General features: G+C 57.6%; 18 protein-coding genes. 15 read left to right on the top strand and 3 right to left on the bottom strand.

Annotated features, from left to right (window positions below; all coding sequences use genetic code 11):
- Positions 1–172 precede the first annotated feature (172 nt).
- Positions 173–2,599, top strand: a complete 2,427-nt coding sequence (locus M504_RS12715; protein WP_047491921.1) for a TonB-dependent siderophore receptor — start codon at positions 173–175, stop codon at positions 2,597–2,599.
- Between the two features lie 98 nt (positions 2,600–2,697).
- Here M504_RS12715 and M504_RS12710 read toward each other — a convergent pair whose 3' ends face one another.
- Complete coding sequence (locus M504_RS12710) at positions 2,698–3,795, bottom strand: cell envelope integrity protein TolA (protein ID WP_047491918.1); 1,098 nt, start codon at positions 3,793–3,795, stop codon at positions 2,698–2,700.
- 158 nt (positions 3,796–3,953) lie between these two features.
- On the opposite strand from M504_RS12710, the gene M504_RS12705 reads away from it, so the two are divergent.
- Positions 3,954–4,694, top strand: a complete 741-nt coding sequence (locus M504_RS12705; RefSeq protein ID WP_232296271.1) for a YqaA family protein — start codon at positions 3,954–3,956, stop codon at positions 4,692–4,694.
- Between the two features lie 239 nt (positions 4,695–4,933).
- Positions 4,934–7,165, top strand: coding sequence for a hypothetical protein (locus M504_RS12700; RefSeq protein ID WP_047491915.1), 2,232 nt, complete (start codon positions 4,934–4,936; stop codon positions 7,163–7,165).
- Between the two features lie 39 nt (positions 7,166–7,204).
- Here the strand turns inward: M504_RS12700 and M504_RS12695 are convergent, their stop codons facing one another.
- On the bottom strand, positions 7,205–9,226 hold the full coding sequence (locus M504_RS12695) for an ATP-dependent DNA helicase (RefSeq protein ID WP_047491912.1): 2,022 nt from the start codon (positions 9,224–9,226) through the stop codon (positions 7,205–7,207).
- Positions 9,227–9,292: 66 nt separating this feature from the next.
- On the opposite strand from M504_RS12695, the gene M504_RS21360 reads away from it, so the two are divergent.
- The 8 genes from M504_RS21360 (at position 9,293) to M504_RS21355 (ending at position 20,743) form a co-directional block, all read left to right on the top strand.
- Complete coding sequence (locus M504_RS21360) at positions 9,293–10,105, top strand: hypothetical protein (protein WP_156993735.1); 813 nt, start codon at positions 9,293–9,295, stop codon at positions 10,103–10,105.
- Positions 10,105–11,976 (top strand): ribosome biogenesis GTPase Der, encoded by a 1,872-nt coding sequence (gene der / locus M504_RS12685; protein WP_047491909.1) that lies wholly within the window; start codon positions 10,105–10,107, stop codon positions 11,974–11,976. Before M504_RS21360 ends, der begins: the two co-directional genes overlap by 1 nt.
- A gap of 387 nt (positions 11,977–12,363) precedes the next feature.
- Positions 12,364–12,672, top strand: coding sequence for a PadR family transcriptional regulator (locus tag M504_RS12680; RefSeq protein WP_047491906.1), 309 nt, complete (start codon positions 12,364–12,366; stop codon positions 12,670–12,672).
- A 5-nt stretch (positions 12,673–12,677) separates the two neighbouring features.
- Entirely contained in the window at positions 12,678–13,517 is an 840-nt protein-coding gene (locus M504_RS12675) for a hypothetical protein (RefSeq protein WP_047491904.1), read from the top strand.
- Between the two features lie 20 nt (positions 13,518–13,537).
- Positions 13,538–14,062 carry a TlpA family protein disulfide reductase gene (locus tag M504_RS12670; protein WP_047491902.1) on the top strand — a complete coding sequence of 175 codons (525 nt, stop codon included), beginning with the start codon at positions 13,538–13,540 and terminating at the stop codon, positions 14,060–14,062.
- An 89-nt stretch (positions 14,063–14,151) separates the two neighbouring features.
- Complete coding sequence (locus M504_RS12665; protein WP_052200689.1) at positions 14,152–15,111, top strand: cation diffusion facilitator family transporter; 960 nt, start codon at positions 14,152–14,154, stop codon at positions 15,109–15,111.
- 375 nt (positions 15,112–15,486) lie between these two features.
- On the top strand, positions 15,487–19,239 hold the full coding sequence (locus M504_RS12660) for a lamin tail domain-containing protein (protein ID WP_047491899.1): 3,753 nt from the start codon (positions 15,487–15,489) through the stop codon (positions 19,237–19,239).
- A 199-nt stretch (positions 19,240–19,438) separates the two neighbouring features.
- Positions 19,439–20,743, top strand: a complete 1,305-nt coding sequence (locus M504_RS21355) for a chitosanase (protein ID WP_052200688.1) — start codon at positions 19,439–19,441, stop codon at positions 20,741–20,743.
- 98 nt (positions 20,744–20,841) lie between these two features.
- Here the strand turns inward: M504_RS21355 and M504_RS21805 are convergent, their stop codons facing one another.
- Positions 20,842–21,051: a hypothetical protein gene (locus M504_RS21805; RefSeq protein ID WP_084214309.1), complete on the bottom strand. Its 210-nt coding sequence runs from the start codon at positions 21,049–21,051 to the stop codon at positions 20,842–20,844.
- A 332-nt stretch (positions 21,052–21,383) separates the two neighbouring features.
- Between M504_RS21805 and M504_RS12645 the strand changes: the two genes are divergently transcribed.
- From M504_RS12645 to M504_RS12630, 4 genes are all read left to right on the top strand, one after another.
- Positions 21,384–22,550 carry an A/G-specific adenine glycosylase gene (locus M504_RS12645; protein WP_047494794.1) on the top strand — a complete coding sequence of 389 codons (1,167 nt, stop codon included), beginning with the start codon at positions 21,384–21,386 and terminating at the stop codon, positions 22,548–22,550.
- 164 nt (positions 22,551–22,714) lie between these two features.
- On the top strand, positions 22,715–23,149 hold the full coding sequence (locus M504_RS12640) for an OsmC family protein (protein WP_047491894.1): 435 nt from the start codon (positions 22,715–22,717) through the stop codon (positions 23,147–23,149).
- 156 nt (positions 23,150–23,305) lie between these two features.
- Positions 23,306–23,635, top strand: a complete 330-nt coding sequence (locus tag M504_RS12635) for a PadR family transcriptional regulator (protein WP_047491891.1) — start codon at positions 23,306–23,308, stop codon at positions 23,633–23,635.
- A 49-nt stretch (positions 23,636–23,684) separates the two neighbouring features.
- Positions 23,685–26,402 carry an ABC transporter permease gene (locus M504_RS12630; RefSeq protein WP_047491890.1) on the top strand — a complete coding sequence of 906 codons (2,718 nt, stop codon included), beginning with the start codon at positions 23,685–23,687 and terminating at the stop codon, positions 26,400–26,402.
- Positions 26,403–26,447 lie beyond the last annotated feature (45 nt).

The raw sequence follows: 26,447 nt of genomic DNA, 5'->3' as shown, positions 1-26,447 counted from the left end.
CTCTCGACTTGATATAAGACTTAACTTGTCCGATATTAAGAAGCACAACTTTCACTACTTCCGGCGCTCTGAGGGGGGTCCGTTGGAGTGAGTTCGATGGGCCCACCCGGCAGCCTCGAATTCCCACGGAGTTCTTTTCTGCTTTCACGGGCCACATCCCTGAAAGGTACTCATGCGCCCGTTTTTGCCAGTTTCGTTTGCCCTCGCGCTTTCCTCCGTCGCCGTGATGCACACGGTTGCCGAGGATCCACACCCCGCCACAAAACCCGCAGTGAACGCTGCCGTAGAGCCCGCGCCTGCGGGTTGCGACGGCCACCGTGGCACGCCCCGCCGTCTCTCTGGTGTCGTCACTGATCCCACGGGCGCCAGCGTCCCACACGCACAAATCACCCTCACCTGCGGCACCCTGCGCACGCAGATCACCGCCGACGCAGCCGGAACCTATGCCGTCACCGTGCCCTACGGTGAATACAAAATCGACGTGGAAGCGCCCAACTTCGGCACAGCTTCGCAGAAGGTCAACATCGCCGACTCCACCTCAGGTACCGTGCTGAATCCTGTCCTGCAGATCGGCAACGTCCGCAGTGCCGTGACCGTCACGGCTACCGAAGGCAATGAGTTTGCAACGCCCGTCAGTAGCGGCGGCACCAAAACCGACCTGCCCCTGGCAGAGGTGCCGCAGGCCATCAGCGTGATCAATCGCAGTCTCATGGACTCGCAGGAAGTGGTGAAGCTGGACGACGCGCTAAAGAACGTCCCCGGCGTCATCGCAGGCGGTTATTACGACGGCTGGGACTACTACCGCATCCGCGGCTTCGACGCCTCGTTTAACACCTACATCGACGGCTTACGTGGCGGCAACGGCATGATGGAAGAGACATGGGGCCTGGAGTCCGTCGAAGTGCTCAAGGGACCGTCTTCCGCACTCTACGGCCAAAGCGTTCTCGGTGGCCTCGTGAACATCGTCACACGCAAGCCCGTACCGGACTTCTTCGTCCACGCACAGGTCACCGCAGGTTCATTCAACTTCGTCGATCCCGCCGTCGACATCGGCGGTTCGTTGACCTCTTCGCGCACGGTCTACGGCCGGCTCGCTGCGCTGTATCACTCTGCGAACACCTTCGTGGACTACACCTACCGCCACCGCTACTACTTCGCGCCGTCGCTCACATGGAAGCCACGCACCTCAACATGGCTCACACTCACAGGCCGTTTCCAGCGTGACAACGGCCGACAGGGCATGCCTCTGCCCGCCATCGGCACAGTGCTCCCCAATCCCGGCAACGGCATCCTGCCCATCTCCACGTACATCGGCGAACTTGAAGCCAATGCGAACAAGATGTCGCAGGCCAATCAGCAATTCGGCGTGCAGTTCCACCACAGCTTCAGCGACAACCTGATCTTGCGCGAGAACGCGCGCTTCGCCTGGTACCAGCAGGACTGGAGCCGCATCTACTACCCAGGATTCCTCGGCGCAGACAACCGCACGCTCTATCGCTATCCGTACAGCTATCACGGGCCGTGGCAGACGCATGAGACGGATACCAACATCGAGGGCCGCGCCAAGTTCCTCGGCATGGAACACAGCGCGCTGCTCGGCCTCGACTTTTTCCGCAACCCCACCATCGGCAAGGGTTGGTCCATCGACTTCAACGATCCCAGCCAGTACGAACCACTGGATCTGTACAAGCCTGTCTACGGGCAAAACCCGGTGCAATCGCTGATCGTGGCTTCCGATACGAAGACCGTCACGCAGTACACCGGCCTGTATCTGCAGGACCACATCCGCCTGCCAAAGCACGTGACGATCACCGGTGGCGGACGCTTTGACTGGGCTAAAAATGAAAGCCGTGGCTCCGCAAATCAAAACGGTCATGGCGTTACGCCTCGCTTTGGTGTTACATGGCAAGCCTTCGGCCAGACCACTGTGTACGCCAGCTTCAGCAAGTCGTATCTGCCGCAATCCGGCCTCGTCTACGTCGACGCCAACACCAGCACCTATCTGCCACCCGAACGCGGACAGCAGTGGGAAGGAGGCGTAAAGTCGTCTTTCCTCAGCGGCAAGCTGCTCGCCTCTGGTGCACTTTTCCAACTCGATCGCAAGAACGTTGCCACGGCTAACCAGGCAGTTCCTAACTTCTACCTCGTCACCGGCGCGCAACGCAGTCGCGGCGTAGAGCTTGAGGCAACGCTCCATCCGCTGGCCGGTTGGAACATCGTCTCGTCGTACGCATTCATCAACGCTATCGTCACCAACGACACCACGCTGCCCCCAGGCACGCCTACGCTGAACGCGCCGAAACATCTCTTCAATGTGTGGAGCACCTACGAGATTCCGCGCGGCCCCGTGCGCGGTCTTACGTTCGGTTTTGGCGGACGCCATTACACCGATCAATCCGGCGATCTTGCTAACAGCTTCCGTCTGCCCGCATACGGCATCGTGGACGCATCGGCCAGCTATCGTCGAGGTCACGCCATGTGGCAAGTGAACGCCAACAACATTACCAACAAGCGTTGGTACGCCGGCAGCTACAACGACCTGTACGTCAAACCCGGCGAACCACGCGTGATTCGCGGCACCATGTCCTGGAACTTCTAGACTCCTCCCGAAGTCTCTGGATTGCTGCGAAAGGCCCTCGCGATACTTCGCGAGGGCCTTTTTTTGCTTCATTCGAGATGTGCCAGAAACGATGGCGTTTATTGCGCGTCGGGATTGTCTTTGTTGATGCGGAATTCGATGCGCAGTTCCAGGTTGGGTCCATGGAACTCCTTGGGCAGAGGCTGTGCCTGGCCCAGTGCCGTGATGGAACCCCATGCTGCGCGGTCAATCGCGACGTCATGCGTGGAGTAATCCAGATGCATCACGCTGATCTTGCCGTCGGGGAGGATGGTGAACCGAACGCCGGTAATGCCCTGCTTGTTGAGCGGTGGGCGGCACTCTTCCGGAATCAGCGGCAGCCAATTTCGACGAACATCCGAGAGCAGGCGCTGAAGATATTTGCCAAAGTCGACGCCCTGCGTGTCGCTGAGAATCTGCACGCCCTGCTTGGCGCCACCCTGCTGGCCACGGCCCACGGAGCCGTAGTCGCCGCTGTCGCCTGCATTGCGCGATCCACGAGCGGCCTGCGCGATTTGCGATGCGGCGCTCTGCGAACCCTGGCCGAAGTTAGGACGGTTGTTATTGGAGGGGTTCGGCGCAGGCGAATCCACCATGGGCTGCGGGTGCGGCACCGGCGGAGTGGGCGTGGGCGGTGTGTTTTTAGCTACTTGCTGGGGCGGAGCCTGTTGCTGCTGTGGAGCGGGTGCGGCCTGTTGCGGCGCAGCCTGAGGGGCCTGCTTCGGCATGGGGGGTGCAGGCGTTCCGGCCTGTGGTGTCGGCTGCACCTGCGGATTCGGCTTGGGGCTCTGCGATTCAGTGCTGTGCGCGCTGATATTGGGCGCAGGCTTTATCCGCTTGAGTTGATCTTTCAGGTCCGGCGGCGTGTCCAGATAGGTCATGGTAGACCGCTTTTCGTTGTCCGGCGCCATGACGATAACAGGCGCATGCCATAGATAACGCGGACCATAGATCATGACCCAGCCCAAAATGAGCCAGACGATGACGGAGATATAAACAGCTTCGCGGAAGCGTGCGCGTGTGCGCTCGTCGTCTACCTCGTCCAGCAGCATGATGAGCTCATGCTGTTCCAGATCGCCATAACGGCCCATGCCGCGGCGATTTCCGGAACGAGGATTCTCCTCGGGCTGGGGTGTGTCCTGGGTAGGTTCGTCAGAGGGTGTCTGGTATGGCGGCACGCTGGGTTGATCTCTATCTGTAGGACTGCCGGAACGCCCATTTGTACGCAGAAAAGCGCCGGAGGGCTACGCGACAGCAGAATTATTCTCTCATCCCAGCCTCAAAGCGCGCTTCGACTGGCCGGGTTCGGCGTGTTCGCCGGGTAGAATGACCGAGGATGTATCACCTGCACGCACTCGCAACCCTGCTGCAAACCGCGCAAGACGCGGTCCCGCAAGCCGCACCTCATCACGTCGGATGGCTCAAGCATTTCACCCAGACCACCCAGGCGTTCTTTGAGCGCTTTGGCCTGTGGGGACTCGCCGCCATTGCGCTGCTGGATTCCGCCATGCTACCCATGCCGTGGCAGTATCTGCTGATCTCCGACGTGAACAGCCATCCCTCTACATGGCTTCTCTATCCGCTGGTGGCAGCAGTAGCGTCCAGCGTTGGCAGCCTGGTGCCGTTTTATGTGGGTCGTGTGGGCGGTGAAATCTTCCTGCTGGGCAAGATCAACCGCGAACGCTACGAGCGTTTGCGTGATCGTTTCGAGCGGCAGGAGTTTCTGGCGATCTTCATCCCTGCTATCGGTCCACCACCAACGCCGTTCAAGTTGTTTGAGTTCTGCGCAGGCGTGTTTGAGATGAAGCCAGCGCTGTTTCTGCTGGCGGCATTCCTGGGCAAGCTGATTCAGTACGGCGCGTACGCCTTCCTGACCCATAAATACGGCCCGACTGTGATTCAAGTCATCATGCACGGCGCGCATACACATGGCCAGTTGATGCGCATGGTCATCGGCGTAGTGCTGGTGCTGTTGGTCGTGTGGGTTCTGCGTAAGGTCTTTGATCGCCGCAAAGGAACGCGGCTTCCGATTGAAGACGGCATTGAAGATGGCAAGACCGTCATCGTGGAAGAGTAAGTTCAGCAAACAGAGACGTCACAGAGCTGTTCCGATATACGGGTATGGGCATACGCAATTCGCGTATGCCCATTGCCATTGCACTCCGGATCGATCTACCACGTCTCATCATTCTTAGTAAAAATCCCGTTGACATGAACTTGGGAAGGTGGGAGCATCCACCTGCTCCCCCGTGATCAAAGTAAGCGCGCTGAAATGCGGCACAGATGGCTCACCGCATTCAGCGAAAGGGATGATCTATGCCTCTCGATATAACGCTCGGTGGGACTTCAATCCCCACAGATTCCGACAAGGTAAAAGACCTCAAGTCAGACGCACAGCTTGCCTTCCAGTTAGTGAAGACGTTGGAGCCTTATCTTCAAGGAACGTTGTCCACGGTTCCCGACGCGCAGAAGACTTCAATCGCATATACAAGCCCTCAGCTTGCGTTGACACTGCCTGATAGTGTCGTGTCTTTCGGATTGACGGGCAGCGCCTCCGGATCACTGGACATTTTGAACAGCGGCGACCTTGGTTCTTATACCGATGGTCTGGACTCTCCGCAGACCAAGTCAATCCCGTTGCCGCAAGGCTTCTCGTACGTTCGTCTTTCGTTGAAATTCAATCTTTCCGCCAATGTCTCCGCAAAGTATTCCGGCGGCGCCTATGGCGTGAAAGCTTCAGCAGATACCTCGGACACGTACTCCATTACCTATTGCAAAGCATTTCCTCCTACGACAAAAGTCATCGATGCAATTGGGCAGACCTTTGAAAGCTTCCTGCTGCCGTTTACCTCGCACACGCTGAGCTCGATGCAAAATGGGGATTACCTTTTCCATGAATTTGATGGCAACCTGAACTTTGCCATTGGCGCCTATGCGGGTGTGGATAAGGTTCTCTATGCAGGCCAAGGCTCTGCCGACGTACTGAATGCCTTCCACAGTCCGTTGGCTACGGTGACCGCTTCGGTCAAGCCGGAGATCGCTGCATCTGCGTCGCTCGACTTCAAGATGACGTATGCCGCGCGCTTTGAAGCTGTACTGTCAAAAATCGGCACTGCGGGCCGCTTGCATCTCTTCAAATCGGATAAGAGATCCAGTACGACGACGCTCTCAGCGGGATTGACGATCAGCCTCAACGCGACCGCAAACCTAAAGGAAAACGTTACAGCGCATCTGGATACGTTGAAGACTTCTATCGTGAACTCTGTAACTGATCCAACTGGTAAGCAGACCCTTCAAAGCCTGCTGGACTCCGAGACGTCGAAAATCCAACTGCAGAAGTATGCAGATGAAGTCACCGACAAACTGACAAGCTGGCTGAACCGGGCGAATGGGCTTAAAGCCAATCTTGAAGTCGCCATTGAGAACACTCAATCCAAAACCTTGCTTGCCAGCTACACATTTATCGACGTAACTGCGGCGAAGTACCACGATGCATGGGCTGCAGCTGTAAAAGGAGACTTCGTCGCGGCTCTGGACACAGGCGTTGTCACTTTGGATATCGGCAGCGGTCTGGAGCAGGAATATCAGAAGAAGACCAGCTTCAATTGCAACATCTTCAACCTGTGGAACATGAGTTCGTGGAGTCAGTTCGGTCAGAGCGTGTCGCTGGTCTATGCGGGCAATAACGTCTTTCATTTTGTGGCGCAGGTCGGACGCACCACGCAGACGAATTATGTCGGCTCCATGCAGAGCATGGACTTCTACTTCTCCGCACAGGCGGATGCCATGGCCGACGGCCTACTCTCTAACACGGAGATCACACTGAATCTAGCAATGAACGCACAGAACGACAGGAAGGCAATTGAAAAGATTGCCCTGATGCTGAGTGCGATTGATCAGAGCCAGGCCATTTCGAACACCGTACGAGACATGCGAGCCTTTGCAACGAACACAAGCAATGCAACGGTGCAATTGCTGGTAAAGATCCCCGGCACCGGATTTCAGCGCATCGTTGCCGACCCAAAGAGCGGTGCGCATGACAAGACGAACTGGGATGCCTTCGCGTCTGCCGCAGACGATCTGGATGCGTGGACTTTGCACAGTGGGTCGTCCATTCCAAGGCAGTGGCGAACATACTTCGAAACATATAAAGCATGGCAGGATCTGAACGTAGGTGAGCAAGGACCCAATAATCCAGACCGGAATAGTTTTGGCTCTACATTCACATGGCTCAGCGACTGGCCTGCTTTGGACACGGCAACAAAAAGTCAGGTGGTCTTTTCCATGTTCGCGGGACAGGGTTACATGAACTTCTGTGCGGACCTGCAGAAACTAGCCACAGTGACCGGTCCCGATGCGGTGAAACCTGCATGGGAAGACTTCCTGCAACTGATTACAAAGACTATCGAAAAAGATACACAGGTTGACTTTCTAAGACCTGCTGCACTCGCCACCATCCGGCAATGTAAGGGCACGACATTTGCGCTGACTGCACCCAGCTCGGCGGCCATTCCGGCAGATCACTTTGCCGTCGGAATCACTCTTTAGCCAGCGTTAGCGATGTTGCTGACGTCACTTCCAGCAATCCTATGCGCGATCGAAGAAGCTTTCTACGTCGTTGATGTCCTGTGTCAGTTTGTAGGGTGGCAGGCTGTCGAGGAATATTTTGCCGTAGCTCTGTCGTTGGATGCGGCTATCTAACAACATCAGAACGCCACGGTCGCTGGCGCTGCGGATCAATCGTCCGAAGCCCTGCTTCAACGTGATGACTGCCTGCGGAATCTGCAGATCATGAAACGGCTTGCCGCCTTCGGCTTCAATCGCCTCCATGCGCGCCTGCATCACCGGATCGCTCGGCACTGCGAATGGCAATCGGTCAATGATGACGCAGCTTAGCTGATCACCCTGCACGTCCACACCCTGCCAGAAACTGGAGGTGCCAAAGAGAATGGCATTCGGTGTGGATCGAAATTCGTCCAACAACGCCTTGCGTGGCGCCTGCCCTTGCAACAACAACGGATACGGCAATTCCACAAGCATTCGTTCATAGAGCGTCTTCATCTGCGCATAGCTGGTGAAGAGGCAGAACGCGCGGCCTCTGCTTAACTCCAATACGCGACGCATCTTCTCTGCAGCCTGGTTCAGAAAATCCGGATCGCGTGGATCGGGCATGTAAGGCGGCAGATACAGCAGCGCCTGCTTGTTGTACTGAAAGTGCGATGGCACGGCAAGTTCGCGCGCGCCCACCAGGCCCACGCGCTTGGCAATGTGTTCAAACCCGCCTTGTACGGTCAGCGTTGCGCTGGTCAGTACAACCGAACTGAAATCTTTAAACAGCGTGGTGTTGAGAATCTCAGACACATCAATGGGCGTGGCCTGCAGATACGTGTGGTACGCCATGGGTTGGCCCGCGTGCGTGCGCGAGAAGTTCTTCACCCCACCGGCTGCGCGGCGTTCTATCCAAAAAACTGTGTTTGGATCTTCTGCCTCCATCAGGAAGGTGGACGAGGTGCGCAGTTCCGTCACACGACGCTTCAGTCCGTTGACCTCTTCCACATCCTTGACGAGCTCTAACTCGTCGCGCAGCCGATCCAAAGCGGTTAGGTAGCTTGCATAACTATCTCCGCGTTCTTCCAGGAATCCGGGACGATCACGAAACGGCTGGCGGCCTAGCTCAAAGCCGTTCATCGGAAGCGATCCGAAGAAAGCACGTGAGCGTTCACGCAAACCATTCGTTGCACTTTCAATGCTGGACGACGAGACCTTCTTGGCGCGCAGCATTATCTCCACATCGCGCGCCAGTTCTTCACAACGCTGTTGCGAGATGGCCACGCCAAAGTAGTCGCTGGCCACGGCTTCCATCTCATGCGCTTCGTCGAAGATTACCGCTGCGGCATCCGGCAGAATGCCTGCGTCTGGCGCGCCTGCTGCCTGTTGACGGATATTCAGGTCCGCGAAGAACAGGTGGTGATTGACGATGATGATGTCGCTCTCAAGCGCCTTGCGACGCATCGCCGTGATGTAGCACGGCTCGAAGTTCGGGCAGCTTTGCCCCAGGCACGCTTCGCTGCGCGCATCCAGCTTGGAGAACAGCGGAGAAGGCTCCGGCAACCCGACAATTTCAGCGCGGTCGCCCGTCTCTGTTTGGCTCTCCCACTCGACGATCTTGCCGAAGTGATCGAGTTCTGTGAACTCGGTAAGCAACGATGACGTCTGCTGCAGTGCATAGAGCTTCTGCTTACACACGTAGTTGCCGCGGCCCTTCATGTAGCAGACCTTGAGTGGTCCCAGCAGTGACTCAAGAAACGGAATGTCCTTGAAGAACAACTGTTCTTGCAGGTTCTTCGTGCCGGTGGAGATGATGACGCGCTGGCCTCTCTCGCGTGCCAGTCTTAGCGCAGGTAGAAGATACGCCAGCGTCTTACCGGTTCCTGTGCCGGCCTCCACAACAAGATGGCGACGATCCTGCAACGCCGCCTCGACAGCCTTGGCCATCTCATACTGCCCCTGGCGATGCTCATAGCTCAGCGATGACTGAGCGAGCACGCCGCCCGGCGCGAAGAACTCGTGCAGCGTGGGCAGTTTCTCGGTTGCGGCAAATGCGGGCATAAAGGCGCAGGAAAGGCGAACATCTTTAGTGTATCTGCACCGCGTTTCGTCATAGATACTTTGGGGATGCGCCACTTGGAAGGTAATCGCTGGAGCTGGTCTCGCATGCTGGTATTGCTGTTGGCGCAATTGTGGCTTGCGCATGCGGCGGTTTTCTTTGCGCACGAATACGCGCACTCATTCATGGCGTGGGCGCTGGGCTGGAAGTCGAATCCCTTTCCCCTGCATGTGCCACCCGTTTCCGCCACAGTACTGGCGATCCAGCTTGGAATCGATCAGAACGTGGATGAAGCCGCGATCCTTGCTTCAGGGCACGGTGTACAGGCGGCTCTGGTGAGTGGTGCTGGCGTACTCGGCAATGCGTTGATCACGTTGCCGCTGGGACTTATCGGATTCTCCTATGCTCGCAGGCGGAGCGCCGCGGGATGGGCCATGGCAGCGTATTGGGTGCTCGTTGCGAGCGTCGGGAACCTGCTGGACTACATTCCTGTCCGCACTTTTACGGATGGCACGGATTTACTGATGGACACGTTCGCGGTGGAGCGTGGGCTTGGCATTTCGCCTTGGACGCTGCTCTCGGTCGCAGGAATCCCCACCTTGCTTATTACCGCGTGGTTCTTTCTGAGGATGGAGCCGAAGGCGCTCCGTTGGCTGTTTCCATATTCGCGTGGACAGCGAGCCGTATGTGCGTTGCTGACTGCCTTTGTGATCTTTTGCTTCTATGGTGCGGCTGGATTGAGCGAGGGCGGCCCGATGTCACACCGACTCTCCTTGTTTTCGATCTCCGTGGCATTTCCGTTGACGGCGATTGTGAGCCTGCTCCTGGTGGAACGCAACCACAGCGCTGCTACCCTAAAAGATGGAAGCAGGTACGCATAATGGCACCGGAAAAGAAGCGGCTCGGAAAAAAGCATAGGTCGGCGGTGACGCGGCCGCACAAGGGGGCCACCCCTAAGGGGGCCAAGGCTGGTGCGTCGACGGTGGGTGGTGCTTCGCCGAAGGGGCGTAAGGGTATCGCCGCCAAGAAGTCTGCCGCGTTCAGCCAGAGCAAGGTGCGTACACAGTCGCCTGCCCGGCAGAAGGGTCGCGCCATTACCGGGGCACAGATGGCTCCCGGGGCGCTGCCCAAGGCGGAGCGTGAGCGGCTGGGGATTCCTGAGCCCACGCGGGCGCCCAAGGGGTCGCGTGGCATGGGTTCCAGCGCGGAGGTGCAGGAGCGGCGTCTGGTCCATCGCGCTGCCCTGAGCGATCCGGAGACGGAGAACGCCTTCGCCAGCACACTACCCATGATCGAGGAGGCGCAGCGTCCGTCCGACGCCATTGCCGCGCCGCTGTTCGCCATCTGCGGACGCCCCAACGTGGGCAAGAGCACCCTGTTCAACCGCCTGACCGGCACGCGCCGCTCCATTGTGGGCGACGAGCCGGGCATTACGCGTGATCGCATCTACGGCGAGGTGGATTGGGAAGGACGCGTGCTCCGGATTGTGGACACGGGCGGCGTGGTGCCGGATGATGAGGCACTGATTCCGCGGGAGATCTTCCGGCAGGCACAGATTGCGCTGGATGAGGCCGAGGCGATTGTGCAGGTCGTGGACGGTCGCGCGGAGCTGACGCTGCCGGACATTGACCTGGCGCGACTACTGATCAAGAGTGGCAAACCTGTCTTCCTGGCCGTGAACAAGATGGACACGGAGAAGATTGCGCCGCAGGCCGAGAGCTTCCGCACGCTGGGTTACAAGGATGTGTTCCCGGTCAGCGGTGAGCACGGGCTTGGCATGGGCGACCTGATGGACGCTGTTGCTGCCGCGCTGCCGCAGACCGAGCCAGAAGAGGCAGAGGAACTGGAAGAGGTCTGGGAGGATGAATCCGCCACAGACGAAGAGGCTCCGCGTGAGCGCAAGCTGCGTTCGCATGGCGAGCATGTCTCCAAGGAGACGAGCATTGCCATCATTGGCCGTCCGAACGTGGGCAAGTCCACGCTGCTGAATGCTCTTACCGGATCAGGACGCGCTATTGTGTCGCCGATTGCGGGAACTACACGCGATGCCGTGGACGAGACTGTGGAACGTAATGGCCACAGCTTCCGGTTCGTGGATACCGCAGGTATTCGTCGCAAGGGCAAGACGACTCTGATGGCAGAGAAGCTATCGGTGATCATGGCACGTAAGCACCTGGAGGCCGCGGACGTGGCGCTGCTGGTGATTGATGCCACAGAAGGTGTTACCGGACTGGACGCCAACATTGGCGGCTATGCGCACGAGAGCGGCCGCAGCGTGGTGATTGTGGTGAACAAGTGGGACGCTGTGACCACGAACCGCGAAGACGGACAGGCTCCTGCGGACCAGAAGGTGTACACGGAACAGGTTCGGCACGCGCTGAAGTATCTGGATTACGCTCCGCTGATCTTCATCAGTGCGCGTGATGGCATCAACGTGGACGAGGTGTTCAAGAAGGTGCAGCTTGTGGCACGTGAGCGTCGTAAGCGTATTTCGACCGGTCAGATGAACAAGTTCCTGGACAATGTGGAGTTCGAGAAGGCTGGTGTTCCGTACAACAAGCGTCTTCGCATCTACTACATGACGCAGGCTGCGGTTGCGCCGCCGACGTTCATCCTGTTCACAGATCGCGATGTGAAGCTGCACTTCAGCTATGAGCGGTTCCTGGAGAACCAGATTCGTGCGCAGTGGCGCTTTATCGGATCACCGATCTGGTTCAAGGTGCGAGCGAGGAATAAGAAGAGCGAGAAGTAAGTGCTTCGCACCGTTCTCGACGCCTTCGGCGTGTTCGTTGCGCTTAGCGGGCATGGTGGGGTACCCCCTCCCCCTGTTTTTCTAAAATCGTCTTTCTATTGGGGTTACGGCTTTGGCGTCGCTAAAATCGTCTTCCCATTGGAGTTACGGGCAAAATCGTCTCTCTAAAGGAGTTAGGGCCGCGCATAGCGCGGCCCTTTTCTCTCTGGTTCTATTTTAGTTTTTTGGCGGAAATACCATGCCAACTCTATTTCTCTTGGTTTGTTGGGGTTGAGTGGGTTAGGGGCTTGACAGCACTTCGTGCCGTTCTCGACGCCTTCGGCATGAGGGCCTTGATGCAGAATTCCTGTTGCGTCGTCCCCATATTAGTTCTACATTGTGTACTTAATGGTGGGTGAGTTTGAATATCTGCTTCTGACGGCTGCAGCGCGCTTAGGCGAGCAGGCGTATGGTGCTGCGATTCGCAGATTGTTGGCAGAGGTGGGTAGACCAGTTTCTATTGGAGCGCTTTACACCACAATCGATCGGCTGGAGCAGAAGGGGCTGGTCACCACGTGGATGGGCGAGGCCACGGCGGAACGCGGTGGTCGTGCGAAACGCATGGTGAAGGTGACCGCCGAAGGATTGCGAGAGGCGGAAGAGTTTTACAGCACCATCACGATGATCAGCCGCGATGTTTCGTGGGTAAAACGATGACTCCTATGACTTCTCTCCAGGTGACGCTGTTGGCTTGGTTGTCCTCATTTCTGGATGAGAACGATAGAGAAACTGTTCTTGGAGACTTGGCAGAGGAGGATGCCGGTTACAAGGCTTCTGCCATGGCTGTCTGCGGACTTGTGTTGCGCAAAGAGCTAGAGAGATGGCGTTCGATCTCGCCGTGGCTTGCGCTGGTTCTGTTGCTGCTGCCCTGTGTCTTTTTGCTGGTAGTTGTGACGAATGCTGTGACGGATGTCAATGCGATTTACCTGTGGATGCTGGTCAACAATGCAGATCCTGATCTGCTTCGGCAAGCGGGTTACTGGTCAACCGTGAAGGGATGCATGCCCCAGTTGCTGTGGAGTGTGCTGGCGCTGGCGGGGTGGTCATGGTGCTCTGGTTTTGTTATTGGGGCTGCTTGCTGGAAGGTACGCCGATCAAACCTGATCCTGATGGGTCTGCTCGTTGGCTTTGTCCAGTTGGGTTGGATACCCTTTCCCGTTCCATCTGTACTTTTGCCGCACGGCAGAGACTTCGTGGGAAATGCTGCTGTGTTTCGGAATGCGTTTTACCGGGATGTGTTCCCGTGGCTGATTCTGCTGCTGCTTGTGGTTGTTCCCGCAGCGCGCGGCCAGTGCGACGCGCGTCGCACTGGCAGCGCAGTTGGAAAAGAAAAATTCCTAATGATCACCGCGCCTGGCCTGATTCTGCTGTCGCTGGCGGCACAGGTGTTTTTACCTGCCTCTCATTCCTTCGGATTGTTTTACTGCGGCGCTGCGGGAGTAATCCTTCACTTTGTTCTGCGCGATCAACGCCGGATACCTGCCCGGTTGCAAACTTCCTGAGTTGAAGAGAGAGGGATAGGATGAATCGTTTCGCTGCGCATCTGCTTTCAGCACTGATTCTGACCACCGTGCAAGGCGCATCCAGCGCGCAAGCGCCACAGCTTAAGAACGACTTCATTCCTGCGGATGCACGGAAGGCCGCGCCGGACTTCACGATCACCGACGTGTATGGCAAGCAGGTGACTTTGTCCAAGTACAAGGGCCACGTGGTGTTGCTGGATTTCTGGGCGGTGAATTGCGGTGGATGCAAGCAGGAAATCCCCTGGTATGTGGATTTTGAATCGCGCTATGGGAAGTCAGGTCTGTCACTGATCGGACTGGATATGTACGGCGAAAGCCCCGACATGGTGAAGGCATTTATGGCGCAATCAAAGATGACCTATCCCGTTGCGATTGGCACGGATGCCCTGGGAGAGCGCTTTGGGCTGCGGGAAATGCCTCTGACACTGCTGATTGATCGAAAAGGGCGGATTGCCGTGGCCCACGCGGGAGTGGTGGATCGCGACGTTTTTGACCGGGAGATCCAGAAGTTGCTGGCGGAGTAGGAAATGGAAGGATGATCCCTGGGGTAGCGTCGAAGTCGCTGGAAATGCATCCATATTGGTGACGTTCTATTCTGGACGTGGAGGTGCGCATGGCGCACGATCACTCGCACGCACATCACCATCATGTACACGGACCCACCAGCGGTAAGCGGCTGTGGGTTTCGTTGGCCGTGACGTTGGCGTTTTGCGCGGGTGAGGCGATTGCCGGGTGGGTGTCGCATTCGCTGGCGCTGCTCTCCGATGCTGGCCATAACGTGAGCGATGCCGTGGCGCTGGGGTTGGCTGCGTATGCCGTGGTGGCCATCAAGCGGCCTGCTGCCGGACGGCACACGTATGGGCATATTCGCGTCTCCACGCTTACGGCTCTTTTCAATAGCAGCACGCTGGTTTTGATTGCGCTTTGGATTGCGATTGAGGCAGTGGGGCGTTTTCGGAACCCGGAGCCGATTGAGGGCAACCTGATGATCTGGGTTGCGGCTATCTCCGTGCTGATGAACACGGTGATTGCCGTGGCGCTGGCGGGTGATGCGAAGCACAGCCTGAATTCACGCGCAGCATTCATTCATATGGCTGGCGATGCGTTGAGCGCGGCCGCTGTTGTGATTGCAGGCGTCGTGGTGCGCTACACGGGATGGCTGTATGCCGATCCGATTGTGTCGCTGATGATTGCCGTGTTCATTTTCTGGAGTGCGATTGGCATTGTGCGCGAGGCGAGCGATGTGTTGATGGAGAAGGCTCCGCAACATCTTGATCCTGAAACGCTGGCTGCACGCATTGGCGAGATTGAACCTGTTTGCAGCGTGCATGATGTGCATGTGTGGACTGTGGGCGAAGGTCGCAATTTGCTGAGTTGCCACGTCGCATTGCCCGCGAACCACACGTTGCTGGAGACGACGGCGATTGTGAGTCGCATTGAGAAGATGCTGCATGATGACTTCGGCATTGAGCACGCGACGATTCAGCCGGAAGAAGATGGGCTGTGTCGCATGGCTCACGCGGCGACTGTGTTTTGCAGTATGGAGACACATTCACATTCCCACGTGCATTGATCCGTCAGTTTTTCGAATACTCTCAGCGGTCTAGAGAATCCCTTTCCATTCCATAAAGCCCATGTCCTTGTGCGCATGGGCTTGTTCTTTTTGACCGTATGAAAGCTCGTGGGAGCACATTGGCAGGACGGGTTCGTGTCGTGTGGCGGCGCTGGGAATTCACGTGCCATTTAAATATGGGCGCGTTTGACGTGACATGCTGAAAAACGACAGCGACAGTCGCAGCGATGCCGTAATTTGGCGCTCACATTTCCCTTGTCCGAACTGTTGTGGGGCGGTGACACTGCAACTCCGTTGTTGTCCTTTCACCTTCCTTTCTGAGTGGTTGGGAAGGTGTCCCCCTTTATCTGCATTGCTTTCTGTGAGGCCTTTACCTTGAAGACAAATTCTGGATCGAAGCGACTGCTTTCTGCGCTGCTTTGTGCCCTCTGCGCGTTGGTGCTTAATGCCGCGGCATTCGCCCTGCCTGCTCACGTGGTGATTTCGCAGGTGTACGGCGGTGGCGGCAACAATGGCGCTACCTACCGCTATGACTTTGTGGAGCTGTATAACCCCGGAACGACTGCTGTTGATCTGAGCAGCTACACGATCCAATACGCTTCCGCTACAAACACCAACGCCAACAACTGGTCCAAAATACAGCTGTCTGGGAGCATTGGTGCGGGCAAGTACTACCTGGCCCAGCTTTGCATCGGCGTTACCGGATCGACGACGGGCGCATTGCTGCCCACGCCGGACTTTGTCGCCACGAACACCGATACTACGGCCAGCTGCACAGCTCCTGCTCTTGCTGCGGGCGCGGGCAAAGTTGTGTTGGTGAACAACACCACCATCCTGACTGGTGCGAGCACTGGGGCTTCCGGTCTGGCTGGCACAGGCTGTCCAACGACCAATACCACGGCCATTGTCGACTTTGTAGGGTATGGCAGCACCGCGAACTGCACAGAGTCGTCGACAGCATCTGTGAGCCGTACGGCGGATCTTTCGGCTACGAAGTCCGCCATCCGCGATGCTTCGAATGATGACACCAATGACAATGGCACCGACTTCTCGGTAGGCGCGCCGAATCCACGCAACAGTGCGTATACCTCGGCCCCGGTAACGACGATTGCAATCACGGGATCGTCCGCTACACCGGCAAACATCCCGGCTGGTAGCAACACGGTGCTGAGCGTAACAGTCACGCCGGGCACTGCGACCACGTCGGTCACAGCGACGGTGGACCTGTCCGCAGTGGGCGGTAGCGCAACGCAAGCGATGGCGCTCAGCGGCACTGCCAACACCTACACCTACACGTTGACCACCAGCGCCGGTCTGGTACCGAACATCTATTCTCTACCGGTTACGGTTACGGACAACACCGCCGCGACTGCCACCGGAAAGATCGCCCTTGGTGTCACCACTCTGGCCGGTGATACACCGATCTCAACCATCCAGGCGAACCGCAACGGATACGTGAACACCAACATCACGTTTACGGGCGTGATTACGGTGGTGACGAACGCCGGCTATTACATGCAGACGGCTTCATCGACACCGGGATCGACTGGCGATGAAGGCATTTATGTTTACAGCGGCACGGGCAAGAATCCTGCAGGTGCCTTGGTTGGAAACAATGTCACGGTTACGGGCAAGCTGACGTTCTATCCAGATACAACGGTTAGCCATACACCGTCGCTCGAAGTGACGACCGCATCGCTGACGGTGAACAGCACCGGCAATCCGCTGCCGACGGCCATTGTCATTACGGCCCCTGTGCCCACGGGCGGCATCTATCAGCTTCGTCAGTACGAGAGCATGCTGGTGAGCCTGCCTTCTGTGACGGCGGTTGGTGGCACGGATGCCACGCTGACTGAAAACACAGAGACGGTGGTTTCCAACGGCCAGCTTTACGTGGCAGGCTCGAGCATTCCGCGTCCGTTCCGCGAGCCGGGAATGGACTTCCGCGACTTCTCGTCGACGACCTGCCCTGCTGTGGACAACTGCCCGGCAGCAACCAATCCGATGACGGTTGCGGGTGCGGTTCGTCCTGCAAACCTGACGCTGTATGACGACAACCCGGAACGCTTGATCATTGAGAGCACCCTGGGCGGCAGCACGGCGATTGACGTGTCGGCTGGCGCGACTATCACTGGTGCAACGGGTGTGGTGGATTACACCTACTCCACTGACTATCCCTATGGCGATCCGGCACGCATCATTCTGACGGCTGCAAACCGTCCGACGGTGTCGACCGCTGGTGCTGTGGCGGTGAAGGCGTTGGCGCTGCCGAACGCGAACCAGTTCACGGTTGCGGCGTTCAACGTAGAGCGGTTCTTCGACACCAACTCTGCGAATGACCTCTACTACAACCCCGTGAATGGCAAGACTGCGGCAAGCTCTGCTGTGGACGTTACTCCGGATGCGTATGCACGCCGCTTGAAGAAGTTCTCGCTGGCGGTGCGTACGGTTCTGAATAATCCGGACATCATCTCCGTTGAGGAAGTGGAAAACATCCAGGTCCTGAAGGACATGGCTGCACAGATCGACGCGGATACCACCACTGGCACCAAGCCCGGCTATGTGGCTTACGGCACGGACTCGATCACAACATTCACCAATGACATTGGTGGTATCTCTATCGGTTTCCTGGTGAAGCCTTCGACCGTAAACGTGACGACCTGGGAGCAGAAGGGCACTCAGACCCTGGTTGCTGGTGGCGGCTCGGCGTTGAACGACCGTCCGTCGCAGGTGCTACACGCAACCATCAACCGCGGTACGGGCGCGAAGCCTTACCCGATCACCGTGATCTCAAACCATCTGCGTTCGCTGAGCGCGGTGAACACTGCGACTGTGCAGTCGAAGAAGGAACTGCAGGCCGAGATGCTGGCGAACCTGATCCAGGGCTATCAGCAGGCGGGTGAGCATGTCATTGCAGTGGGTGACATGAATGCCTTCCAGTTCTCTGATGGCTATACGGACACGCTGGGCACGATCACGGGCAATGTTGGCAACGGCGTTGCAGTGATGCCGGGTGTGGCGATTGTGAATCCGGTGGCTACGGATCTGATCAACACTCTGCCAGCGAATGCTCAGCAGAGCTACACGGAGTGGGGCAATGCGCAGGTGCTGGACCACGCTGTGGTGACGGCGGACATTGCAGGCAGCTCGACGCTTGCAGTGGGCCACATTGATGCGGACTTCCCCGTTGTTCTGTACAACGATGCAACCACGCCTGCGGCGATGTCGGATCACGATCCGCTGCTGGCTTACCTGGCACTGCCTGCTCCTGTCACCAGCGCAACGCTGACTGGCAATGGCGCGTTTGCTACAGCGATCACTGTCGGCCAGTCGTCGGCTGGCCAACAACTCACACTGACGAACACGGGTGAGGCTGTTATCAGCATCACCGGCTTTACCGTGACGGGCGACTTTGCGCAGAGCAACAACTGCGGATCGTCGCTGGCGGTGGGTTCGACCTGCGCCATCAACGTGGTATTCAAGCCAACCGCGGCTGGTGCTCGCACGGGCAGCATTGCGCTGAATGGTTCGGCTACGGTTGCGCCTGTGGCACTAACTGGTACCGGCTTGGCGGTACTGCCTAGCTTCACGATGGGCGATTCGACGGGCAATGCAACGACGGCGTTGACGGTTTCGGCTGGTTTGAGCGGCACCGTTTCGCTGAAGCTGACATCGACCGGTGGCTTTGCCGGATCGGTGGCGTTCACCTGCGCTTCGTCCGGGACTGCTCCGACGGGCGTGACCTGCACGGTGACTTCGCCGGTGACACTGGCAGCGGCTGGAACAGCCAACGCCACGGTGACACTGACGACGACGGCTCGCACGCAAGCCACGAGCTCGGGCCTGATGTTCGCCAATGGCTCGGGACGTACGGCTTCACTGCTGCTAGCGGCTCTACTGGCAGGCGTTGTGATGCTGGTGGGACGCAAGGGACGCGCATCGCGCATCGGCGGACTGCTGATGTTGCTGTTCGCCCTGACGATGGGTGTATCCGGTTGCGGTGGCTCATCGCACCTGGGCACCTCGCCCAATCCCAATGGCACGCCGAACGGAACCTACACCTACAAGGTGACGGCAACTTCCGGAAGCGTAAGCCAGGTGGAAACGGTCAACCTGACGGTGCAGTAAACCGTAAACGAACGAAGCACGACCGGAAGGGACAGCGCTTGCGCTGTCCCTTTCACCGTTGCATGGGTGTTTAGCGCACCGCTAAGTCCAGGAGGTTGGTATGCCTCACACCTGGGTACAACCCTGACTCCCGAAAAACGCAGAAGATGGCCATGCTAAGGTGGACGCATTGCAGTCCTGCGTTGTTCTAAGGAGCACGATGAGAGAGGGCACCGAGGTACCAGAATCGACGCCTTCAGGCGCTGAGCAAATGGAAGCCGGGGCGCCTGGTGTGGAGCAGAAAAAAGACAAGGACATCTGGGACAAGCTGTCGTCTCTCTCCAGCCTGATCTCAGGCGTGGTGATTGCCGGGCTGGGGCTATGGCTTAACCATAGCCTCACGGCCGGCCAGCAACGGATGGAACTGATCCAGCACCAGACGGAGGAAAGGCAGAGAGCCCTGGAATTGAGTATCGAGGGCGCTCATAACAACGCGCTCGAATTGCAGGCGCAGCATGCGATGGATCTCCAGGACAAGCAATTCAATCAGTCCCAGAAGCTTGATCAGTTGCGTTTGCAGATTGAACAGGCGAAGCAGGAGCAGGAGAGGCTGCACGACGAGGCGGCGGATAAGCTGCAGCATGCCCAGCTTGCGAAAGACCTGATGCCACAACTCCAATCCAGCGGGCAGGCGAGATCGAGTGCGTTGGCGCTCATTGAGAGTGTGGATTCAGTTCTTGCGATCAAACTGTCCCTGAATTACTCCGAGACCTCCTCGAGTCCGGAACTGCGGAACGCCGCGACCGCCACCCTGAAAAAGTTTGAAGGCAGCGCGGATCCGGACACCCAGAAGCTGGCGAAGGACGCGCTGGTTCAGTCGCAAACTTCACGGCGAATCCAGGCAATTGTGAATGTGTTTGAGACGGGAACGACAAAACGCGATTACAACAGCGTTATAAGCATTGGGAGCGATCTTTTCTATGCGGGTTTTGGCCTTCGCAGCGGGACGCTTAAACAGCTAGTTCAGAAGTACATCAACGCTCCTGACGCTAAGCAGGCAGGTGCCTTGACGCCCTATGTTGCCGATTTGAGTTCCAACGATGCATCGCTGGCAACGAACGAATCGTTTAAGAACACTCTCCGCAATGCATCCGAAGACCCAGTCATGCAACGAGTCCAGGACGAATTGTTCCAGGCTAAGTTTTGGCAACCTGCGCAGACGAGGGCTGCCGATCTGGGTTTGAAGTTACCGCTGAGTCTTGCGGTTATTTACGACTCCTCATTGCAAGGCGGCTTGGCCAGAATTGTGACGGCGACGAACAACCAGACAGGAGGTACGCCACTGACGGGTGTGGACGAAAAGGTCTGGATTCGCGCGTATCTGGAGCAGCGACGCTCGTGGTTCGCTTCGTCACCGCTGCTGTCCCAATCTGTGAACAGGGTTGATACTTTTCGAACTCTTGTTGCGAAGGACAACTGGTTGCTGTCTCCGCCGATTGTGGTTCAAGGAGTTGCGATTGATTAGAGGGCCCCGGCTTTCGTCGCGTGTTTCATTTGCCCGTACACAGCAAAGCCCTCTCCGCCGCGTTGGCAGAGAGGGCTTTGCGATGGGTTGAGGGCGACTTACGCTGATGCGGCGGGAACGAAGCCGTCGCAACCGCTGATGGGGGTTACCTTGAGGTGCAGGCTGGCATGCTTGGGATGTCCGCACTCGTCCACCATGACAACGTCTGCCTTGTGGCTGGTGAGGATGCTAACCAGAGCGCTGCTCTTGCTGTGGTGCTCGCCGAAGTGGGTACAGAGACCACACTGACCGTCATGAACTGCTTCCATAGGACACCTCTAAAGAACTCAGTTGATTGGAGCCGGGGCAGCGCCCTCACGTTGCCTCTGGACTCCAATGACGACCACCTTAAATACGTAGAAAACCCTTGTAAATTGCGACGATTTCAGTCCCGTATCGACATGGAAACACGACTGAAAGTGTCGTAGATCTGTCTCTGCTCTGACGGACTGTGGCTTCAGTGACTTATGCTGTTCATTCCGGAAGCGCGGAGTCGTCGGCTGTACTGCGACGAAAGGTATGGCCTCCGCGCAAACATACAGAGCAGTACACGGAGGCTTGCGCTTTGGCGGCATGGCCTGTGATGGCGATCGCACCTACAATGAAACTCTTGCACGCTTCCAAAAAATCATCTTCTAACTCCATCGCCGAGCCAGCATTGACGCCAGTGCAGCGAGCGGCATTTGAGCGCAATCTGCGGCTCTGGTATGAGCAGAATGCACGCGCTCTGCCGTGGCGCGGAATTCGCAATCCGTATCGCACATGGCTTTCGGAGGTGATGCTGCAGCAGACACGTGTAAACGCCGTGCTGGAGCACTACGAACGATTCCTGCGACGATTTCCCACCATCATTTCGCTGGCGCTGGCGCCGGAAGATGAAGTGCTGGCCCAGTGGAGCGGCCTGGGCTATTACCGACGCGCGCGCATGCTGCATCGGACGGCGAAGCTGGTGGTGGAAGAATACGGGGGCGAGCTGCCCTCTACGTCCGTGGGACTGCGGAGGTTACCGGGCATTGGAGCCTATACCGCGGCGGCCATTGCGAGTATCGCGTTTGGAGAATCGATTGCCGTGGTGGATGGCAACGTGGAGCGCGTGTTGCTACGCGTACTGGGATTGCCGGAGACGTCGGGAGCGAAGATGGCGGAGTTCCTGGAACGCACAGCGAATTCGCTGACGCCGCGACGCAATGCCGGGGACCACAACCAGGCCATGATGGAGCTTGGGGCAACAATCTGTACGCCGCGTTCTCCGCGATGTGCGGAGTGCCCTGTATTTGGACTCTGCAGGACGCGTGGCGAGCATCCTACGCTGGAGCGCAGTCCCATGCGTTCAGAGCGTGTGCGCTATGCGCTGACGACTCGACGCAGGGTGGATGGGCTGGACGTATTGTTGCAGCGACGATCAGCAAAAGCGTCGCTGATGGCCAACATGCTGGAACTGCCCCAGCTCTCCACGCAAAAAAGTGCAGGCGAACTGGTGCTGTTAGAGGAACCACTGCTGCGTGTCCGACACTCCATTGTGGGCACGAATTATTACGTGGAGGTGGTGGGCATAGCGACCCGGCGCGATGCAGCGAAGCACGCGTTGCGCAGCGATGGCCTGGAATGGGTTCGGGTTACGAAGCTGGCAGAGCTGCCGTTAACCGGCCTGGCGCGCAAGGTGTTGCGGAGAATGAAGTTGATGAAGTTGCCAAGCGGTCTACCGCAGCAGGAAGTTCCACTGCTGATTGGGCGTGGCGGACGAGGCGCTACCGGGAAAAAAGCCTGACACCACCAGGCGCAATTTACCGCGCAGCACTTGCTCGTGCGGGTGTTTCCGTGTACATCCGATAAGGGAAGCATCCGCCGCTACATTTCCGTAGGGCTGCGGACAATTGACAACGGAAGACGGTCCCGCACGGTAACCCTGTGCGCAGGAAGGAAAGGCTTGTTATGGCAACGGAACGCAGTGCAAATGCAGTTTGGAATGGCGGTTTGAAGGACGGCAAGGGCGTGATCAGCACGCAGAGCGGCGTACTGAAGGAGCAGTCGTACACGTTTGTGTCGCGCTTTGAAAATGGTGCGGGCACGAACCCGGAAGAGTTGATTGCAGCGGCGCATGCGGGCTGTTTCTCCATGGCGCTGAGCGCGGAGCTGGAGAAGGCCGGGCACAAGGGCGACAGCGTGGCCACCACCGCAACCGTGGTGCTGGAGTTTGTGAATGGCGCGCCGACTGTGACCACGATCCACCTGAAGAACGAGTCGAAGGTGCCGGGACTGGATGATGCAAAGTTCCAGGAGATTGCCGCTGGAGCCAAGCAGAACTGCCCCATCTCACGTCTGCTGGCCGCGGCGAAGATTGATCTGGATGCGAAGCTGATTTCGTAAACCGCGTATTTTGTGAAGCACGAAGGCCCCGGATATCCGGGGCCTTTTTCATTGCGAAAAATATTTGGCCACCGAAGACATTTTTTGCATTCGCGTGCGTTTGTGTTTCCGTTTCTGTTGACATAGGCAGCCTATGCCAGTCGAGGCGCACACCTGATGAAGCACAACGAAATCCCGCCCGGATCGCTGACGTTATTGATTCTTCGCACGCTGTCGCGACATGGAACGTTGCATGGTTATGAGATTGCGGAATCGATTTTGCAAACCTCCGGCAACATTCTGGAAGTGGAAGAAGGATCGCTGTATCCCGCGTTGCAGAAGATGCTGGTGAACGACTGGGTGAAGGCGGAGTGGGGTGTGACGAAGGGTAATCGTCGCGCGCGCTATTACCAGTTGACCGCCGCAGGGAAAAAACAGCTTGCCGCTGAGTCTTCAAACTTTGAGCGCGTTTACAGCGCCATTGCACGTGTATTGCAGACGGCTTAGGTAGCCATCATTTTTTAATTCTCATTCTTTGTTGCAGGAGAAATCCGCCATGTCACTTCTTCGTCGTATCCAGATGCTGTTTCGCCGCTCGCGTTTTGATTCTGAGTTGGAAGAGGAGATGCGCCTCCACATGGATCTACGCGAAGAAGAACAACGCTCTGCTGGAGCCACGCCGGAAGAAGCACGGCGGCTGAGCAGGCGCGACTTTGGCAATCCTATTGTGCTGCGCGAGCGCAGCCATGCCGCATGGGGATGGGGATGGCTGGAGTCGCTGGTGCAGGACATTCAGTATGCGCTGCGTTCGATGATGCATGCGAAGGCACTGACGCTGATGGCGCTGCTTTCGCTGAGTCTTGGCATTGGAGCGAATGTTGCGATCTTCAGCTTTCTGGATGCGCTGGTGTTGCGTTCGTTGCCGGTGACGAAACCCGCGGAACTGGTGATGCTTGGCAACGGTGATGACGCGGGCGTAACGGATGATTATGGCTCGACGACGCTGTATTCCTATCCGTTCTTTCGTGAGTTTCGCAAGAGCAACACCGTGTTCTCAGACCTTGCGACGGTCATGAGTTTTGGCAGCGAGATGCATGGCACGCTGGATCAGCGGGACAGCATGCAGAAGCTTACGGGTGACACCGTGTCCGGCACGTTCTTTTCAACGCTTGGTGTTGAGCCTGCGCTGGGTCGTTTCTTTCGCGATGAGGAAGATCGCGTGGAAGGAAAGTTTCCTGTCGTAGTGGTCAGCTATGCGTTCTGGCAATCTGCGTTTCAAGGGACGCCGGACATTCTGAACCACACGGTGAAACTGGCGGATACCACGTTCAACATTGTTGGTGTGGCGCCGCCAGGCTTCTTCGGAATTGAAGTGGGCCATGCGCCGGATTTCTGGGTGCCGATGGCGATGATGCAATCGTTGCCATCGCACAGTAAGGGTTATAACGACGGCTTCTTTCAATCGAACTTTGTGTTCGGGCGGCTGAAGCCGGGTGTGACGCGTGCGCAGGCCGAGGCGGAGACGAATGTGCTGTATCAGCATATTGTGCGGTCGTTTCCAAACGCCGAACTGAATGCATACAACCTGGGGCATCTCCAGAATGCGCATGTAAAGTTGACCGACCTGACAACAGGCCGCTCGTTCCTCCGCAATACGTTCTCTGATCCGTTGAAGATTCTGATGGGTGTTGCGGCGCTGGTGTTGCTGATTACGTGCGCCAACATTGCGAATCTGTTGCTTGCGCGAGCGACGACACGCACACATGAGTTTGCAGTGAGGCAAGCATTTGGAGCGCAACGTCTTCGGCTGATTCGCCAGTTGCTGACGGAGAGTCTTCTGCTGTCTGTTGCAGGTGCGGCGCTTGGTGTTGTGCTTGCGCTTGCGGCGGATCGTGTATTGCTGCGCATGATCTCTGGCGGGCCTGATGCGAACCTGCTTCCGCTGGACATTTCGCTGAACGTGCGGCTGCTTGTCTTCACGTTGTTTGCCACGGTGGGTACGGCGATATTGTTTGGCGTGGTGCCTGCGTTACGCGCATCGCGTGTGGCGGTGAATGAAGGCTTGAAGGAGAGTCGGCGCAGTAACAGCAATGCGCGCAGCCCGCTGGGCAAGGGGCTGGTGATTGCGCAGATTGCACTCTCGCTGGTGTTGAGTGTGGCTTCCGTCCTGTTCCTGCGGACGCTGGTGAACCTGACACGTGTGGATACAGGCTTTCCGCGCAATGGCGTCATGCTGGTGGACATGGATTCCAGTGTGCTGGGCATGAAGGGTGAAGACCCGCGCATGATTGCCATGTTCCAGGAGATTGAGCAGCGCGTGGGTGCGTTGCCGCAGGTGAAGGCCGCGAGTTTTGCCGCGTTCACCTTTGCACAGGGCAGTTGGAACGGGACGGTGACTGTGCCGGGGATGCCGTTCAAAGAAAACATCAATGTGAAACACAACGTGATTGGCAACGGCTATTTCAACACGATGCAGATTCCTCTGCTGGCAGGTCGCACGTTCGGCCCGCAGGACAGTGCAACATCACACCATGTGGTGATCCTGAGCGAGACGATTGCGCGCGAGTATTTTCCTGCTGGTGTAAATCCTGTCGGTCGCCATATGTACTACGGCAAGGATCCCGATCCGAAGAAGGAAGTGGAGGTGATCGGCATTGTGCGCGATGTGAAGTTCAGAGACCTGAGCGAGGGGAAGGAGTACATCGACTACTATCCGAATCCGCAGCATCCGTGGGGCTATGGAAGGCTGGCGGTGCGTTACGACGGGGACTTCGCTGCGATGTCTACCGCGGTGCAGAACACGATTCGTTCTGTGAACCGCAACCTGGTGATTGACCATGTGACCACGCTGGATCGCGTGATTGAACGCACAGTGGTGAACCAGAGCCTGATGGCGCAACTATCAACGGCGTTTGGTCTGCTTGCTGTGCTGCTTTCCGCGATTGGCATCTACGGGTTGATGAGCTACCTGGTGGGTCAGCGCACCGGCGAGATCGGCATTCGCATGGCGCTGGGAGCATCGCACACCGGTGTTCGATGGATGGTGATGCGCGAGATCACGATGCTGGTGGTCAGCGGAATTGCAGCGGGAATCGTGTTGACACTGCTCTGCGGACAACTTGTGCGCAACCTGCTCTACGGTATTGCGCCGACGGAGCCGGTGAGCCTGATCGTTGGCATCGCCTTGCTGACGACGATTGCGCTGGCGGCAGGTTATGTGCCTGCGCGGCGAGCTTCCCGTGTGAATCCGATGCAGGCGCTGCGCTACGAGTAAGTGAAATTGTGATTGGCTCCCGAATCGGCTTGTGACATTCTTCGA

Source organism: Terriglobus sp. TAA 43, from assembly GCF_000800015.1.
Taxonomy (GTDB): Bacteria; Acidobacteriota; Terriglobia; order Terriglobales; family Acidobacteriaceae; genus Terriglobus.
Note: the sequence above shows the minus strand (reverse complement) of the source record. Positions and strands in the feature narration are given on the sequence as shown.